The sequence below is a fragment of the Caulobacter sp. BE254 genome (assembly GCF_031457295.1).
Lineage (GTDB): Bacteria > Pseudomonadota > Alphaproteobacteria > Caulobacterales > Caulobacteraceae > Caulobacter.
Genome location: NZ_JAVDWJ010000001.1, coordinates 818,325 through 833,777 on the forward strand (window position 1 = coordinate 818,325; position 15,453 = coordinate 833,777).

Below are 15,453 nucleotides of genomic sequence, written 5' to 3' on the forward strand. Positions count from 1 at the left end.
TTGACGGTCATTTTTTCGTCGCATTGCGAAGCTTGGAGACTCAAGGGGCGATCTTGCCCTTCCTCTGGCTTCGCTGGCATGTCGTCGCTAGGCTCCAGCCTCTTTCCGGCGACAACGCCTCGTGGATACCGCTTCGATGACCAAGACCTTGCGCCTAGCCGCTTCCGCCTTCTCCCTGTCCGTCGCCGCCTTCGCCGTAGCGCCCGCCGCCGTCGCCGCCGAGACCCGCGGCTTCACCGCCAAGGACATGGTGCAGCTGGAGCGGATTAGCGATCCGCGCGTATCGCCGGACGGCCGCTTCGTGGCCTACAGCGTACGGACGATGGACTACGCGGCCAACAAGGCCTCGATGTCGCTGTGGATCGCCGACCTGAAGGCCAGGATGGCCCCGCGCCGGCTGGCGGTCTCGGATGGCGGCGCCAGCAGCCCCCGCTGGTCGCCCGACGGCAAGGCCCTGTACTTCGTCTCGGGACGGACCGGCGGCCTGGACCAAGTCTATCGCACCGACGCGGCCGGCGAGACCGCCGTCCAGGTGACCAAGGCCCCGTTCGACGTCGGCGCCTTCAAGATCGCGCCCGACGGCAAGACCATCGTCATCGCCCAGGCCGTGTTCCCCGACTGCGACACGCTGGAGTGCACCAAGGACAGGCTGGCCGCCAAGGGCGGGCGGAAGACCACCGGCGTCGTCTACGACAAGCTGTTCATCCGCCACTGGGACACCTGGGCGGACGGAACGCAGAATCACCTCTACGCCCTGAAGCTGGACGAAACCGGCGTGGCCACCGGCGCGCCGGTGGCGCTGATGAACGGCTTCAACGGCGACACGCCGACCAAGCCGTTCGGCGGCGACGAGGATTTCGCCATCACGCCGGACGGCAAGGCGGTGGTGTTCTCGGCCAAGCCGGCCGACCGCGAGGAATCGTGGAGCACCAATTACGACCTGTGGCGCGCGCCGCTGGACGGTTCGGCCAAGCCGCAGAACACGACCGGCGCCAACAAGGCCTGGGACGCCCAGCCCGGCGTCTCGCCCGACGGCAAGACGGAGGCCTGGCTGGCCATGAAGCGCCCTGGCTTCGAGGCCGACCGCTTCGCCATCATGATCCGCGAAGGCGACAAGGTCCGGGAACTGAGCCCCGCCTGGGACCGTTCGGCCCAGTCGATCGCCTGGAGCGCCGACGGCAAGACGATCTACACGACCGCCGAGGACGTCGGCCAGACCAAGCTGTTCGCCGTCGACGTCAAGACCGGCAAGGTCACGGCCCTGACCGGCGAAGGCCATGTCAGCGGCTTCAGCGTCGGCCCGCAATCGATCGTCTACGCCCAGGACAACTTGAAAGGCCCGGCCCAGCTCTACGCCCAGTCGACGGTCAAGAAGGGCGAGACGCCCGTCAGACTGACCAACAACAACGCCGAAGCGCTGAAGGACGTCGCCATGGGCGAGCCCGAGCAGTTCAGCTTCCCCGGCTGGAACGGCGAGACCGTCCACGGCTACGTGGTCAAGCCGGCCAATTTCGATCCGGCCAAGAAATATCCGGTCGCCTTCCTGATCCACGGCGGCCCGCAGGGCTCGTTCGGCAACCTCTTCCACTACCGCTGGAACGCCCAGACCTACGCTGGCGCCGGCTATGCGGTGGTGATGATCGATTTCCACGGCTCGACCGGCTACGGCCAGGCCTTCACCGACGCGATCAGCCAGCACTGGGGCGACCGTCCGCTGGAGGACCTGCAGAAGGGCTGGGCCTTCGCCACCGGCAAGTACGGCTTCCTGGACAAGGACCGCGCCTGCGCCCTGGGCGGCTCATACGGCGGCTTCATGATCAACTGGATCGCCAGCCAGTGGAAGGAGCCCTGGAAGTGCCTGGTCGACCACGACGGCATCTTCGACAGCCGGTTCATGGGCTATTCGACCGAGGAGCTGTGGTTCAGCGAATGGGAGAACGGCGGCCCGCCCTACCAGGCCGGCACGACCTATTCCAAGTTCAACCCGGCCGACCATGTGGACCAGTGGAGCGTGCCCGAACTGGTGGTCCAGGGGGGCCAGGACTTCCGCGTGCCGCTCGAGGAAGGCATCGGCACGTTCACCGCCCTGCAGCGCAAGGGGGTGCCCAGCAAGCTGCTGTATTTCCCCAACGAGAACCACTGGGTGCTGAAGGCCCAGAACTCGGTGCAATGGCACGACGAGGTCCTGAAGTGGCTGGACCAGTGGACCAAGAGCGGGAACTAGGGTCAGCCACGAATGGGGACAGGCGCATGCGCCTGTCCCCGACCGTTCCAACTCGATATCAGACCCGCCCGGTCGCCACCGCCCAGGTCAGACGCAGGCGCTTTTCCAGCTCGCCCAGTTCGCGCCCGCCGGTCTGGGCCGTTGCCAGGGCCGCCGGGACGGCGGCGGGGAATGCGGCCACCGGCAACGCCTTGAGCGCCAGGTTCGCCTTGGCCCGCGCCTCCCCCACCCGCCGGCGGACGTCGGCCTGCGACCAGTCCGTTGGCAGCCGCTGGACCCCCGCCCGCCCCAACCGCCACAGCCCCGCCAGCCCGTAGGCCCGGGCGGCGTCCTGCACCGCGTGGGGATCGGCCTTGGGATCCAGCCGCCAGGCGGCCAGCATCGCCGTCGCCCCGGCCGTGGCGTCGACATAGGCCAGGACCTCGGCCTCGGTCTCGAACGGCGCGGCATCGAGATCGGCCATCCGGGCCTCCGCCATCTCGGCCAGGGCGCTTAGGGGATAGCCGGCGGCGGCCACGGCCTCGACCGTGGGGTGGCGGCGCGGCGGCTGGCCGGCGGCGATCTCCTCCATGGCCTCTCGCCACCAGGTCAGGCGGATCTCGCCCATCAGGGCGTTGCTGACCCCGCCGGCCACCCGGGCCAGCTCGTAGTTGAAGGCGTACAGCGCGATCACGTCGGTCCGGGCCTTGGGATCGGCGATGAACCGGCTGGCCAGCCAGCGGTCGGGATCGACGCGGCGCACCAGGGCGTCCAGGTCCGTGTCCGGCGCCTCATTGCGGTGGGCGGTGTCCAGCGTGGTCTTCGGGGTCGTCATGGGCGCGGCTTATGCGCCGCCTGGCCCAAAAGAAAAAGGCCCACGGATCCCGCGGGCCTTCTTCGTTCGATATGGTCGGGCGATCAGTTGAACAGCGTCTGGTACATCGTCATCGTCGCCAGCATCGGGATGCTGAGCAGGGTGTTGATGCGCGAGAACAGCATGGCCATCTTGGCCGCCTTGGCCTTGGCGTCGGCGTCCACCTCGATGATGCCCAGGGCCCTCTTCTGGTTCGGCCAGATCACGCCCCAGACGTTGATGAACATGATCGTCGCCAGCCACATGCCCAGGCCGATGAAGGTGAAGCCCATGTCGACGCCGCGCTCGTAGCCGCCCCACAGGCCGAAGGTCGCCGCCTCGGCCAGATAGCCGCGGCTGAACGCCAGGACCACGCCCATCACCCAGGTGGCCAGGGCCGCCCAGCGGAACCAGAACAGCGCCTCGGGGGCGATGTACTTGGACACCGCCGGCTTCAGCTCGGCCGGGATCTGCGGCATGACGCGGATCTGCACGAAGTTGAAATAGTACAGCAGCCCGATCCACAGGATGCCGAAGAACACGTGCAGCAGGCGGAACACCGCCTGGAAATAGGCCTGGTCGAAGCCGTGCGGGCTGTGGCCGAAGCCGAACGCGATCACCAGCGCCAGCAGGACGCTGACGATGATGGTGTTGCGGAAATTGGAAAGTAGTCCGGTCATGTCCAGGCCCCCTAATGCCCCTGTTGTGGGGTCAGGTATAGGGCGCCCGGCGGAGTCGGCAAAGGGACACGCTGGATAGTCAGGGCGCCGGCGAACAGGCGAAACCCAGGTTGTCATCCCGGAAGCCTCGCAGAGGCTGTCCGGGACCCAGGGGACTGGGCGGAAGGCCTTGCGGTTGCCCTGGGTCCCGGACAAGCGCTGCGCGCTTTTCGGGATGACAACGAAGGAGCGTTCGAAGGCGGCGTCGAGCGTCAGACGGCGATCAGGGCCGCCGCCAGCCGCCGGCCTTCGCTGGCCAGGACGTTGTAGGTGCGGGCCGCGGCCTCGGTGCTCATGAACTCCAGCCCCACGCCCGCCGCCTTCAGGGCGTCGCGCACGGGGCGCGGCGGCAGGGCGTTGACCAGGCCCACGCCCAGCAGCACGAACTCCACCGCCCCGACGGCCGCGAAGACCTCGGCGAAGTCTTCCGGCGTCAGGGTCGCCAGGCTGGTGGCGCTCCAGGACCGCGGCTGGTCGTCGATGATCAGCAGCGAGCCCGGACGCCAGTCGCCGGAGACGCGGAATCCGCCGCCGCCCCAGGCGTCGATCGATGGCGGCTGGCGCAGCATCAGGGCCGGGTGCCGGCGCCGAGCTTGATCGGCGTGGCTTCCTCGTCGCCCCGCTTGACGCCCCAGACGAGGATCAGCGGCAGAGCGATATAGACCGACGAATAGGTGCCGATCAGGATGCCGAAGGTCATGGTGAAGACCAGCGGGAACAGCACCGGGCCGCCGAACACCATCGTGCCGCCCAGGGCCAGCAGGGCCGTGGAGCCGGTGATGATCGTCCGCGACAGACGCTCGTTCTCCGACAGGTCGATGATGTCGCGCAGCGGGGTGGTCTTGTACTTGCGCAGGTTCTCCTTGAGCCGGTCGAAGGTGATGACCTTCTCGTTCATGGAGTAGCCGATCACGGTCAGCAGGGCCGCGATCGAGGTCATCGAGAACTCGATCTGCAGCACTGACAAGAGGCCTAGCGTCAGGATGATGTCGTGGAACACGGCCACCACCGCGCCGACGCCGAACTGCCACTGAAAGCGGAACCAGATGTAGCCCAGCATCAGCACCAGGGCGATGCCCAGGGCCTTGAAGCCGCCCATCAGCAGCTCGCCCGAGACCTTGGCCCCGATGACCGACGGAGCCGGCATGGTCATGCCGGGGAACTTGGAGATGATCTCGGCCTTGACCCGGTTGGCCTCGGCCATGGCGTCGCCGCCGGCCGTGGGCAGGAAGCGGATCATCGCCGCGTTGGGCGAGCCGAAGTTGTCCTGCACCTGGACGTCATGCGCGCCGGTCGCCCGAGCGACCGTGCGCAGGGCGTCGCCGGAGATGGGCGTGGGCATGCGCGCTTCCATGGCGACGCCGCCCTTGAAGTCGATGCCCAGGTTCAGGCCCTGGGTGAAGAACGAGACGCACGAGCCGGCGATCAGCAGGGCGGAGATCGCCGCGGCGACCGGAGCCCACTTCACGAAACGGAAGTGGGTCTGGCGGGGGATCAGGCGGATAAGGGGCCAAGCCATGATGGGAACCTAAGCGATCGGCAGCTTCTTCGGACGGGCGGTCTTGAACCACCAGCCGATGAGCACTTGAGTGATGATGATGGCGGTGAACACCGAGGTGAACACGCCGATCGACAGGGTCCAGGCGAAGCCCTTGATGGGGCCCGAGCCGAACCCGAACATGATCGCCGCGGAGATCAGGCTGGTGATGTTGGCGTCCATGATCGAGACCATGGCCCGGCGGAAGCCGGTGTCGGCCGCCGACATCGGCGATCGTCCCGCCGCCGCCTCGTCCCGCATCCGTTCGTAGATCAGCACGTTGGCGTCGACCGCCACCGCCAGGGTCAGGATCAGGCCGGCGATGCCGGGGAAGGTCAGGGTGGCCTGGGTCATCGACATGATGCCGACGATCAGCAGCACGTTGACCACCAGGGCCAGGGCCGCGAACACCCCGAACAGACCGTAGGCCAGGATGATGAACACGAACATCGCCGCCGCGCCGATGGCCAGGGAGATGGCCCCGGCCCGGACGGCGTCGGCGCCCAGCTCGGCCCCGACGGTGCGCTGCTCTTCCAGGTTCAGCTTGGCCGGCAGGGCGCCCGAGCGCAGCAGCAGGGCCAGCTCGGCGGCGCTTTCCGGCGTGAAGTTGCCGGTGATGATGCCCGAACCGCCCGGCAGCGGCTGGTTGATGCGCGGGTCGGAGATGTACTTGCCGTCCAGCACGATCGCGAAGCGCTTGCCGACATTGCGGGTGGTGGCGTCGCCGAACTTGCGGGCCCCGGCGCCGCCGAAGCGGAAGCCGACGGCGGGCGCGCCGTTCTGGTCGAACTCCTGGTTGGCGGTCACCAGGTCCTCGCCGGTCACCAGGGCGCGCTTGGCGACCGGGATCGGCGGCCTGCCGGGCTCGGTGCTCGGGATGACCACGACGCCGGGCGGGATGCGGCCGGCGACCATGTCGTCCTGCGAGACCGTCTCGTCCACCATCTGGAAGGTCAGCTTGGCGGTCTGGCCGATCACCGCCTGCAGGCGGGCCGGGTCGCTTTCGCCGGCCGCCTGGATGACGATCCGGTTGCTGCCCTGCTTGGTGATGGTTGGTTCCTTGGTGCCCAGGGCGTCGATCCGGCGGCGGATCGTCTCGATGGACTGGTCCACGGCCTTGACGGCGTCGGCCTTGGCGGCCTCCGGCACGAAGGTCAGTTCCAGCCGGCCGTCGCCCTTGTTGCTGACCGAGGTGTCCCGCCCGCCGATGGCGCCGGCCAGGGGCCCGCCGATCGAGCGGCGCAGCAGGCTGACCGCCTGATCCACCTTGGCCGGATCGGTGATGCGGACCCGCACGACGCCGCCGGCCTCGCCCAGCTCGCCGAACTCGATCTGGTCGTTGCGCAGCGTGGTGCGCACGTCCTCGACCATGTTGGTCAGGCGTTCGGCCCGCAGCGCGTCGGTGTCGACCTCGTAGAGCAGGTACGAGCCGCCCTGCAGGTCGAGCCCCAGGTTGAGCTTCTGGTGGGGAACCCAGCCTGGAAGCGCGTCGAGCATCTTCTGCGGCAGCACGTTGGGCAGGGAGAAGACGATGCCGAAGATCACCGACAGTATGACGGCGGTGACTTTCCAGCGGGAGAGGGTCAGCATGGATTACAGGCTCTGGACGACGCTTTTCAGCGTCTAGTGGCGGGCGGCGCCTCGTGTTCGGCGCGAAGGGTGATCAGCTCTTGGGATCGTTGGCCGGGGCGGGTTCGCCCTTGGCGCGGATCTCGGCGATCATGCTCTTGACCACCTTGACGGTCACGCCCTGGGCGACCTCGACGCCGACCTCGGTCTCCTCGACCCGGACGACCTTGCCCAGCATGCCGTTCGACAGCACGACATTGTCGCCGCGCTTGACGGCCGCGATGGCCGCGGCGTGCTGCTTGGCGCGCGTCTGCTGCGGGCGGATCAGCATGAAATAGAAGAGCACGACCATCAGGATGATGGGCGCGATCTGGATCAGTTGGGCTTGCAGTCCACCGGACATGTCGTCTCCAAGAAATTCGAGTAGCGTCCCCGCCCACATGGGGGGTCCGCCAAGTCGGCGGAAGCTATGCGTTCACCTCCCCTTTTGCAATGACGGCTGGGTGGGGCTAGGGAGCAACACATGAACGACGCCGCCCTGCCCCTGCTCGCCCGCATCGCCGACGCCCTGGAGCGCCTGGCCCCGGCCGCTCCGGCCGCCCCCGACTTCGCCGCCGGACGACTGTTCCGGCATGAACCGCAAGGTGGCGGCTTCGTCCCCGCCCCCGACTATCCGATGCCGCTGGACCTGCTGATCGGCGTCGAGCGGCAGAAGGACCGGTTCGTCGAGAATCTCCGCCGCTTCGCCGTCGGCCTGCCCTGCAACCACGTGCTGCTGTGGGGCGTGCGCGGCACGGGCAAGAGCTCGCTGACCAAGGCCGCCTTCATGGGGATGGCCGCCGAATATCCGGCCCTGAAGCTGGTCGAGGTCGATCGCGACGAGGTCACCGCCCTGCCCCCGCTGTTCGACCTGTTGCGCGCCCGTGCGGAACGCTTCGTGGTGCTGTGCGACGACCTGTCGTTCGAGGACGGGGCGGCGGCGGCCAAGGCGCTGAAATCGGCCCTGGAGGGCGGCGTGGCCGGCCCGCCGGAAAACGTGCTGTTCGTGGCCACCTCCAACCGCCGCCACCTGATGCCGCGCGACCATGTCGAGACGCAAGGCGCGATCGCCGCCGCCGAGAACGCCGAGGAGGAGATGAGCGTCTCCGATCGTTTCGGCCTATGGATCGGCTTCCCGCCCATGGACCAGCCCACCTACCTGGCGGCGATCCACGGCTATGCCGAGCGGTTCGGCCTGGAGGTCGAGAACCTCGAGCGCCGGGCCCTGCAATGGTCGCAGCTGCGCGGCGCCCGCTCGGGCCGGGTGGCCTACCAGTTCATCCGTGACCTGGCCGGGGAGCTGGGTGTAAACTTGCCGGCGTAAAACCCTGCGGGAGGCCCGGATGGGCAAGCCTTGGTTTCGCGTGAAGCGCTACGGGTTCGGCGCCGGCCTGCCGTGTAGTTGGGAGGGCTGGGCGCTGCTGGCCGGCTTCCTGGTCGTCGTCGTCACCAGCGGCGTCGTTTTCATGGATCGCAATCCGCTGCTGCATTTTGGCATCGTGCTGGCCGCGACGGCGATCCTGATCGTCGTCAGCTGGCGCAAGAGCGACGGCCCGTGGAAGTGGCGCTGGGGACAGGACTGACCTGATCCTTCTCCGCTTGCGGGAGAAGGTGTCAGCGAAGCTGACGGATGAGGGGTTTCCCCCAACGAAACCGCCGCGACCGGCCCCTCGGCTGATCGCGGCGGTTATGACTTTCAACCCCTCACCCGACCTCCTTCGGAGGTCACCTCTCCCGCAAGGGGAGAGGGATAGGAGCTTATCTCGGCAGCACCAGGCCCGGGTCGACCGGACGCGCCTTGTCCTTCGGGGTCGGGGCGTAGCGGACCTCGAAGTGCAGTTGCGGCTCGGGGACGCCGCCGGTCTGGCCGACCGCGCCCAGGGTGGCGCCTTGGGCGACCTGCTGGCGCATCTTGACCTCAGTGGTCGACAGGTGGGCGTAGGCCGTCACCCAGCCGTCGGCGTGCTTGACCAGCACCAGATTGCCGAAGCCGGGCACCTGGTTGCCGGCATAGACGACCTCGCCGGCCGCGGCGGCGCGGACCGGCGTGCCGGCCGGGGCGCGGATGTTGACGCCGTCGTTGCGCTGGCCCGTGCCCTTGGCGCCGAAGTCCGAGATCGTCTCGCCCTGCAGCGGCCACACGAAGCGGCCGCGGCCGGCGGCGGTGATCTCGGCCTCGGTCGGCGGCGGGCTGGAGCCGATGATCTGGCCGGCCGACGGCGGCGGCGTCACCGGCTGGGCCGAGACCGGCCCGCTGGGCGGACGCGGATAGCTCGTGCCCGGCGACGGCGTATAGGGCCGCGGCGACGAGGGCAGACCGGCCGGCGGCGTCGATGGGGTCGTCGCGGCGGGCGGGGTGTAGCTGGGCGTCGGCGTGACCGGACGCGGGGTCGTCGGACGCGGCGCGGCCGGGGTGGTCGTCACCGTGGTCTTCAGCGGACCCTTGTCCCTGAAGCCGGACGGCAGGCGCAGCTTCTGGCCCTTCCTGATCGCGGCCGAGGTGCGCAGGTTGTTCTCTTCGGCCAGGGCGGCCGGCTTGACGTTGAAGCGCTTGGCCACGTTGGCCAGGGTGTCGCCGGTTTGGACCACATAGGCCTTGGCCGTGGTCGCCGGGCCCTTCAGCTTCTGGCCGGGCTTGATGCGGTACGGCGCGTCGAGGTCGTTGTCCTTGGCCAGGTCCGCGCGGGTGGTGTCAAGGCTGCGGGCGATGGCGTCGATATTGTCGCCCCGCTTGACGGTGTAGGTGCGGCGAGGGCCGGCGACCTCGACCACCGGCCCTGTGACGCTGACGGTCGTGGTGGTGACCGGACGGCCGGCCGGGGCCTCGTCCTCCTCGACCTCGCGGGTCGGAACGGACGTGCGGCCGGGCGTCGAGCCGATCGGCGGCAGGCCGCCGGTCGCCGACTCCTGGGCGACCGGCTGCATCACGGTGGTCCGGCTGGGGCCCTTGTCCCTGTAGCCTTCCGGCAGGCGCAGTTTCTGGCCCTTGCGGATCGCCGAGCCGGCGCTCAGGTCGTTCGCCTCGGCCAGGGCCGCGGCCGTGACCGAGAAGCGCTTGGCGATGGCGAACATGGTGTCGCCGGTCTGGACGACATAGGCCTTGGCGTCCTTGGTCTCCGGCCCCTGCAGCACCAGGCCCGGATGGATCCGGTACGGCGACTTCAGGTCGTTGTCCTTGGCCAGTTGGGCGCGGGTGGTGCCCAGGGTGCGGGCGATGGCGTCGATATTGTCGCCCGCCTTGACCTTGTAGCTCTTGGGCGGGCCGGCGATCGTCACCACGGGGCCGCCGACGGTGGTGACCACCACGGGACGGGCGGCGGGCGCGGGTCGGGTCTCGGCGACCGGAGGGGGCGGCGGAGGCGGCGGCGGCTGGGTGGTCGTCGCCGGGGCCAGGGGCTGGCTGGAGACCCCGACATTGCCGGCGGGCGCGGAGAAGGTGGGTTGCGGCTCGTCCGGCGGGGTCGAGGGCCCTTCAGGCTGCTGGTTGGCCGGCGGGGCCTGGACGATGGGGAAGTTCGGCGTCGGGGTCTGCGTCCGGGTGGGGTATTGCGCGCCGCCCGTGCTCTCGCAGGCCGCGAGGGTTCCAGCCGTCAGGGCGATCACCGCCGCGCGCGTCCACAACTGCCTCATAGCCTCTCCTTTGCCTCGCGAGGCTCCAGTCGCCGTCGCAAGGGTAAATCAATCATTAAACATAGCGCCCCGCCCCGAGAACCCCGTGCAGGACTCACGGGAGAAACCCGGCGGCGCGGCCCGCTATTCGCGGGCGACGCCGTCCAGGATCGGGACGAAACGCACGTCGCACAGGACTTCGACCGTGAAGCCCCCCTTTCCGTCGCCGGCGTAGCGGCGAAGGCTCTGCACCGGCCCCTTGCCCACGGGCGCGACGAGCACGCCCTGGGGCTTGAGCTGCGAAAGCAGAGTTTCGGGTTCATCCTGCGCCGCCGCCGTGACCAGAATGCGGTCAAACGGCGCCTGTTTGGGCCAACCCTCCCATCCGTCCCCGAATTTCGTGATGACATTGGTCAGGCCCAGCACCGCGAAGCGGGCCTCGGCCTCCTTCATCAGGGTGCGGTAGCGCTCGATGGTGTAGACCAGCCGCGAGACGCGGCTGAGCACGGCGGTCTGGTAACCCGAGCCCGTGCCGATCTCCAGCACCCGGCAGCGCGGCTCCAGGGTCAGGGCCTGGGTCATCAGCCCGACGATGAACGGCTGGCTGATGGTCTGGCCGCAGGCGATCGGCAGGGCCGAATCCTCCCAAGACCGCTCCTTGAACAAGTCGGGCGTGAACAGCTCGCGCGGGGTCTTCTCGATGGCGTTCAGCACGGCCGGGTCGGTGACGCCCTGGGCGCGCAGGGCCTTCATCAGCGCCTGCAGCCGGGCCTCGGGCGTGTCGGCCTTGGCCTGGGCCATCACGAGCCGGCCTCCAGCTTGGGCGGCGCGCCGCCGAGCACGCCCTTCATGGCCGCGATCGTCGGGTTGTGGGTCAGGTCGATGTGCAGCGGCGTGACCGAGATTCGCCCCTCATAGACGGCTTTCAGATCCGTGCCCTCCGCCGGCGTGGACGGCTTGAGAACAAAGCCCGTCCAGTAATAGTCGCGACCCCGCAGGTCGGTCCGCTTTTCCATGCTCCGCATGTGCGAGTCGCGGAAGCCCTGGCGCGTGACTTCCACCTCGGTGACCTGTTCGGGGGCAAGGGCCGGGAAGTTGACGTTCATGATGACGTCCCTGGGCCAGCCGATCTCCAACAGGCGGCGCACGACGCCCGGCCCGAAGTGCTCGGCCGTCTCCCAGTGAGCCACCACCTCGTCGTGGAAATAGGTCATGGCCTGGGACAGGGCGATCGACGGGATGCTCAGGGCCATGCCCTCGATGGCGCCGGCCACCGTGCCCGACAGGGTGACGTCCTCGGCCAGGTTCTGGCCGCGATTGACGCCCGACAGCACCAGGTCCGGGGCCGGCCCCTCGATCAGCTGCTGAACGGCCATGGCCACGCAGTCGGTGGGGGTGCCCTCGACGGCGAAGCGGCGATCGTCGACCCGACGCACGCGGATTGGGTCCGACAGGGTCAGGGCCCGGCCGGCCCCGGACTGCTCGTACTCCGGCGCGACGATCCAGATGTCGTCCGACAGCGTCCGGGCGATGCGCTCCAGGCTTTGCAGCCCCTCGGCGTGGATGCCGTCGTCGTTGGTCAGGAGGATGCGCATCAGGCGGCCGCCTCAACAACGGTTGTCATCCCGGACAAGCCCGGCGAAGCCGGGCGCAGATCCGGGATCGCCGGAAGCGCGGCGTTCACGCGTCGGTCCCGGATCTGCGCGCTGCGCGCTTGTCCGGGATGACAGGGCTGATGGATGAACGGGTTGATCACCCCTCCCCCCCGATATGCGTCACGCCGCCCATGTACGGGACCAGCACATCCGGCACCGTGATCCGCCCGGTCTCGTCCTGATAGTTCTCCAGCACGGCCACCAGGGTGCGGCCGACGGCCAGGCCAGAACCGTTGAGGGTGTGGACGTAGTGCGTGCCCTTCTCGCCGGCCTTCTTGAAGCGGGCGTCCATCCGGCGGGCCTGGAAGTCGCCGCAGTTGGAGCACGAGCTGATCTCGCGATAGGTGTTCTGCGACGGCAGCCAGACCTCCAGGTCGTAGGTCTTGCGGGCGCCGAAGCCCATGTCGCCGGTGCACAGCAGCATGGTGCGGAACGGCAGCTCCAACGCCTTCAGCACCGCCTCGGCGCAAGCGACCATGCGCTCGTGCTCGGCCTCGGACTGGTCGGGGGTGGTGATCGAGACCAGCTCGACCTTGTAGAACTGGTGCTGGCGGATCATGCCGCGGGTGTCGCGGCCGCTGGCCCCGGCCTCCGAGCGGAACGACGGCGTTAGGGCGGTCATCCGCAACGGCAACTCGGCCTCGTCGGTGATCTGCTCACGCACGATGTTGGTCAGGGAGACTTCGGCGGTGGGGATGAGCCAGCGGCGGCCCTCTTCGGCGTGCTTTTCCGCAAACCGGGCGACAACGTCGTGCACAGCCTCAGCTTTGTATTCCGGCAGGTGTCGCCGTTCGAGGTGATCGCGCTCAAGCTCCGCCATCAAAGCGGCTTTCCATTCGACGCTTGTCTGGAAAAGATCTTCTTTAAACTTCGGCAGCTGACCCGTTCCAAACAGCGCCTCGTCCTTGACCAGCAGCGGCGGGCTGATCTCGGCGTAGCCGTTCTGGACCGTCTGGAGGTCGAGCATGAACTGGCCCAGCGCCCGTTCCAGCCGGGCGATCTGGCCCTTCAGCACCACGAAGCGGGCGCCGGACATCCGGGCGGCAGCCTCGAAGTCCATGCCGCCCAGGGCCGCGCCCAGGTCGACGTGGTCCTTGGGATTGTTCAGCCGTCCGGCCGGCAGCTTGGACGGATCGCCCCAGCGGCGGACCTCGACATTGCCCGCCTCGTCCTCGCCCTTGGGCACCTCCGGCGCGGGGATGTTGGGCAGGCTGGCCAGTAGGTCCTTCAGCTGTCCGCCGACCTCGGCCTCGGTCTGGGCGGCCGAGGCCATGACGCCCTTCAGATGCTCGACCTCGGCCATCAGGCGCGCGGCTTCCACCTCATTCTTCTTGGCCTTGGCCATGCCGATCAGCTTGGAGCTCTCGTTGCGCTTGGCCTGGGCCTCCTGCAAGGCGGTCAGGGCCGCGCGCAGGGTCGCGTCCAGCCTGACCGCCTCGGCGGCCGCGCCCGAGCGGCCCTTGGCCGACCAGGCGGCTTCGAAGGCTTCGGGATTGTCGCGGATGGCCTTGATGTCGTGCATCGGAACGCTCGGAAGAGAAGTCGTTAAGAAGCGACCTCTCTAAGGCGCGTCGGCGGGGGCGCCAAGCGCGGTGTCTCGCCTCTCCACCGCCCCAACGTCCGTCTTCCTCGGACTTGTTCCGAGGACCCCTGCTTCAACCGAGAAGAAGAATGATCCTTGGAGCGGTGCGTTCGCGGATCATCCCCATCGACAAACCAGCGGACAAAGGGGTCCTCGGAACAAGTCCGAGGATGACGGTCGAGAGCTAGACCGCCACCACGTCCTTGCCCGCTTCGCGCTCGTCCTTGGCCTTGCGGCGCTCGATCAGCCACACGCACCAGATCGAGATCTCGTAGAGCAGGCACATCGGGATGGCCAAAGTCATCTGGCTGATCGGGTCGGGCGGGGTCAGGATGGCGGCGGCGATGAACACCCCGACGATGGCGTAGCGACGGCCCTCGCGCAGCAGCTTGCTGGAGACGATGCCCGCCATGCCCAGCAGCGAGACCACCACCGGCAGCTGGAAGCACAGGCCGAACGCCAGCAGCAGGGTGGTCACCAGGGTCAGGTAGTCGCTGACCTTGGGCAGCAGTTGGATCGAGATGCCGGCGGTGCTGATCTGCTGGCTCAGCGAGAACCACAGCACGAACGGCAGCATCACGTAATAGACCAAGGCCGCGCCCAGCACGAACATGAACGGCGAGGCGATCAGGAACGGCAGGAAGGCGTAGCGCTCGTTCTTGTAGAGGCCGGGGGCCACGAAGCGGTACAGCTGCCAGGCCAGCACCGGGAAGGTCAGGACCACCGCCCCGAACCCGGCCAGCTTCAGCTTGGTGAAGAAGAACTCCAGGGCGGCGGTGTAGACCAGGCCCAGGGCCTTGGTGTCGGTGGCCGGAATGTCCTTCAGGCCCAGCAGGGCCAGCAGCAGGTCGAACGGCCCGTGATGGCCGCCGGCGTGCTGGGCGGCCAGCAGCTTCTGGGCCACGGTGAACGGTTCGACCAGGAACAGGAAGATCCGGTCGGCGAAGGCGAAACAGATCCCGAAGCCGACGAACAGCGCGACCACGCAGATGATCAGCCGCATGCGCAGCTCGATCAGGTGGTCCATCAGCGGGGCGCGCGAGGCTTCGATCTCGTCTTCCGGATCGTGTCCGATGGCGTTGGTCACGAGGCGGTATCCGAATTGGTCGAGGTCTTGGCGGCGCGCTTGCGGGCCGGCTTGGCCGGGACCGACAGGTCGGCCTTGGACGCCTTGGCGGCCTTGGGCTTGGAGACGATCTCGGTCGCTTCGGCCGCCGCCTTCCTGGCCGGAGCCTTGCGCTTGGGCTTGGAGACGATCTCGACGTTGGGGACGGGCGCTTCCAGCGGGGTCGCCGGCTGGTAGGCGTCGTGCGGCGAGACCTTGACGGCGCCGCTGTTGAGGCTGGCGTCGATGTCGGCGAACACCTGGTCGACGTGGCTGGCGTCGCCGGCCTGGGCCGCGGCGTCGCGCATCGGGGCGGTGTACTGCCCCTCGCGCATGGCCTGGACTTCCTTGCGCAGCTCGTCCAGTTCCGACTGGCGGGCCATTTCGTCGAAGCTGGCGCGGAACTCGTTGGCCATGCCGCGGATCTTGGCGACGAACTGGCCGAGCTTGCGGAGCAGCACAGGCAGGTCCTTGGGCCCCACCACGATCAAGGCGACCGCGGCGATGACCAGGAGTTCCGTTCCGCCGATATCAGGGAGCATGGACGCGCCTTAGAGCGAGCGGCCTTGAAAGGCCCGCGCG

The 15,453-nt window shown here is 68.5% G+C and carries 15 protein-coding genes; 3 read left to right on the forward strand and 12 right to left on the reverse strand.

From position 1 onward, the window contains the following. Window positions 1-136 precede the first annotated feature (136 nt). A complete protein-coding gene (locus J2X41_RS03585; protein ID WP_310079662.1) occupies window positions 137-2,224 on the forward strand; it encodes a S9 family peptidase in 2,088 nt (695 codons plus the stop codon). A 58-nt stretch (window positions 2,225-2,282) separates the two neighbouring features. On the opposite strand, the gene J2X41_RS03590 is transcribed toward J2X41_RS03585, so the two are convergent. The 6 genes from J2X41_RS03590 to yajC all read right to left on the reverse strand — a co-directional run bounded on the left by J2X41_RS03590 (window position 2,283) and on the right by yajC (window position 7,284). Further along, window positions 2,283-3,038 (reverse strand): squalene/phytoene synthase family protein, encoded by a 756-nt coding sequence (locus J2X41_RS03590; RefSeq protein WP_310079664.1) that lies wholly within the window; start codon window positions 3,036-3,038, stop codon window positions 2,283-2,285. Window positions 3,039-3,121: 83 nt separating this feature from the next. Further along, window positions 3,122-3,736, reverse strand: coding sequence for a urate hydroxylase PuuD (locus J2X41_RS03595; RefSeq protein WP_310079666.1), 615 nt, complete (start codon window positions 3,734-3,736; stop codon window positions 3,122-3,124). Window positions 3,737-3,987: 251 nt separating this feature from the next. Further along, entirely contained in the window at window positions 3,988-4,341 is a 354-nt protein-coding gene (locus J2X41_RS03600) for an MTH938/NDUFAF3 family protein (RefSeq protein WP_310079861.1), read from the reverse strand. Window positions 4,342-4,343: 2 nt separating this feature from the next. Further along, window positions 4,344-5,294, reverse strand: a complete 951-nt coding sequence (gene secF, locus J2X41_RS03605; protein WP_028040741.1) for a protein translocase subunit SecF — start codon at window positions 5,292-5,294, stop codon at window positions 4,344-4,346. 9 nt (window positions 5,295-5,303) lie between these two features. After that, window positions 5,304-6,902: a protein translocase subunit SecD gene (secD, locus tag J2X41_RS03610; protein WP_310079668.1), complete on the reverse strand. Its 1,599-nt coding sequence runs from the start codon at window positions 6,900-6,902 to the stop codon at window positions 5,304-5,306. Window positions 6,903-6,975: 73 nt separating this feature from the next. Continuing rightward, the gene (gene yajC, locus J2X41_RS03615) at window positions 6,976-7,284 is read right to left on the reverse strand and encodes a preprotein translocase subunit YajC (RefSeq protein ID WP_310079670.1); all 309 of its coding nucleotides are present in this window, start codon (window positions 7,282-7,284) and stop codon (window positions 6,976-6,978) included. Between the two features lie 120 nt (window positions 7,285-7,404). On the opposite strand from yajC, the gene J2X41_RS03620 reads away from it, so the two are divergent. Further along, the gene (locus J2X41_RS03620) at window positions 7,405-8,244 is read left to right on the forward strand and encodes an ATP-binding protein (protein ID WP_310079672.1); all 840 of its coding nucleotides are present in this window, start codon (window positions 7,405-7,407) and stop codon (window positions 8,242-8,244) included. Between the two features lie 19 nt (window positions 8,245-8,263). After that, the gene (locus tag J2X41_RS03625; RefSeq protein WP_310079673.1) at window positions 8,264-8,503 is read left to right on the forward strand and encodes a hypothetical protein; all 240 of its coding nucleotides are present in this window, start codon (window positions 8,264-8,266) and stop codon (window positions 8,501-8,503) included. Window positions 8,504-8,678: 175 nt separating this feature from the next. On the opposite strand, the gene J2X41_RS03630 is transcribed toward J2X41_RS03625, so the two are convergent. From J2X41_RS03630 to tatB, 6 genes are all read right to left on the reverse strand, one after another. Beyond that, window positions 8,679-10,550 (reverse strand): LysM peptidoglycan-binding domain-containing protein, encoded by a 1,872-nt coding sequence (locus J2X41_RS03630; protein ID WP_310079674.1) that lies wholly within the window; start codon window positions 10,548-10,550, stop codon window positions 8,679-8,681. 123 nt (window positions 10,551-10,673) lie between these two features. Further along, complete coding sequence (locus J2X41_RS03635; RefSeq protein ID WP_028040735.1) at window positions 10,674-11,330, reverse strand: protein-L-isoaspartate(D-aspartate) O-methyltransferase; 657 nt, start codon at window positions 11,328-11,330, stop codon at window positions 10,674-10,676. Continuing rightward, window positions 11,330-12,124: a 5'/3'-nucleotidase SurE gene (gene surE, locus J2X41_RS03640; RefSeq protein ID WP_310079676.1), complete on the reverse strand. Its 795-nt coding sequence runs from the start codon at window positions 12,122-12,124 to the stop codon at window positions 11,330-11,332. The genes J2X41_RS03635 and surE overlap by 1 nt, the downstream gene beginning before the upstream one ends. Window positions 12,125-12,281: 157 nt before the next feature. Then, window positions 12,282-13,706, reverse strand: a complete 1,425-nt coding sequence (gene serS, locus J2X41_RS03645; protein ID WP_310079678.1) for a serine--tRNA ligase — start codon at window positions 13,704-13,706, stop codon at window positions 12,282-12,284. A 244-nt stretch (window positions 13,707-13,950) separates the two neighbouring features. Beyond that, on the reverse strand, window positions 13,951-14,853 hold the full coding sequence (gene tatC, locus J2X41_RS03650; RefSeq protein ID WP_310079679.1) for a twin-arginine translocase subunit TatC: 903 nt from the start codon (window positions 14,851-14,853) through the stop codon (window positions 13,951-13,953). Beyond that, window positions 14,850-15,413 (reverse strand): Sec-independent protein translocase protein TatB, encoded by a 564-nt coding sequence (tatB, locus tag J2X41_RS03655; RefSeq protein ID WP_310079681.1) that lies wholly within the window; start codon window positions 15,411-15,413, stop codon window positions 14,850-14,852. The genes tatC and tatB overlap by 4 nt, the downstream gene beginning before the upstream one ends. Window positions 15,414-15,453: the final 40 nt, after the last annotated feature.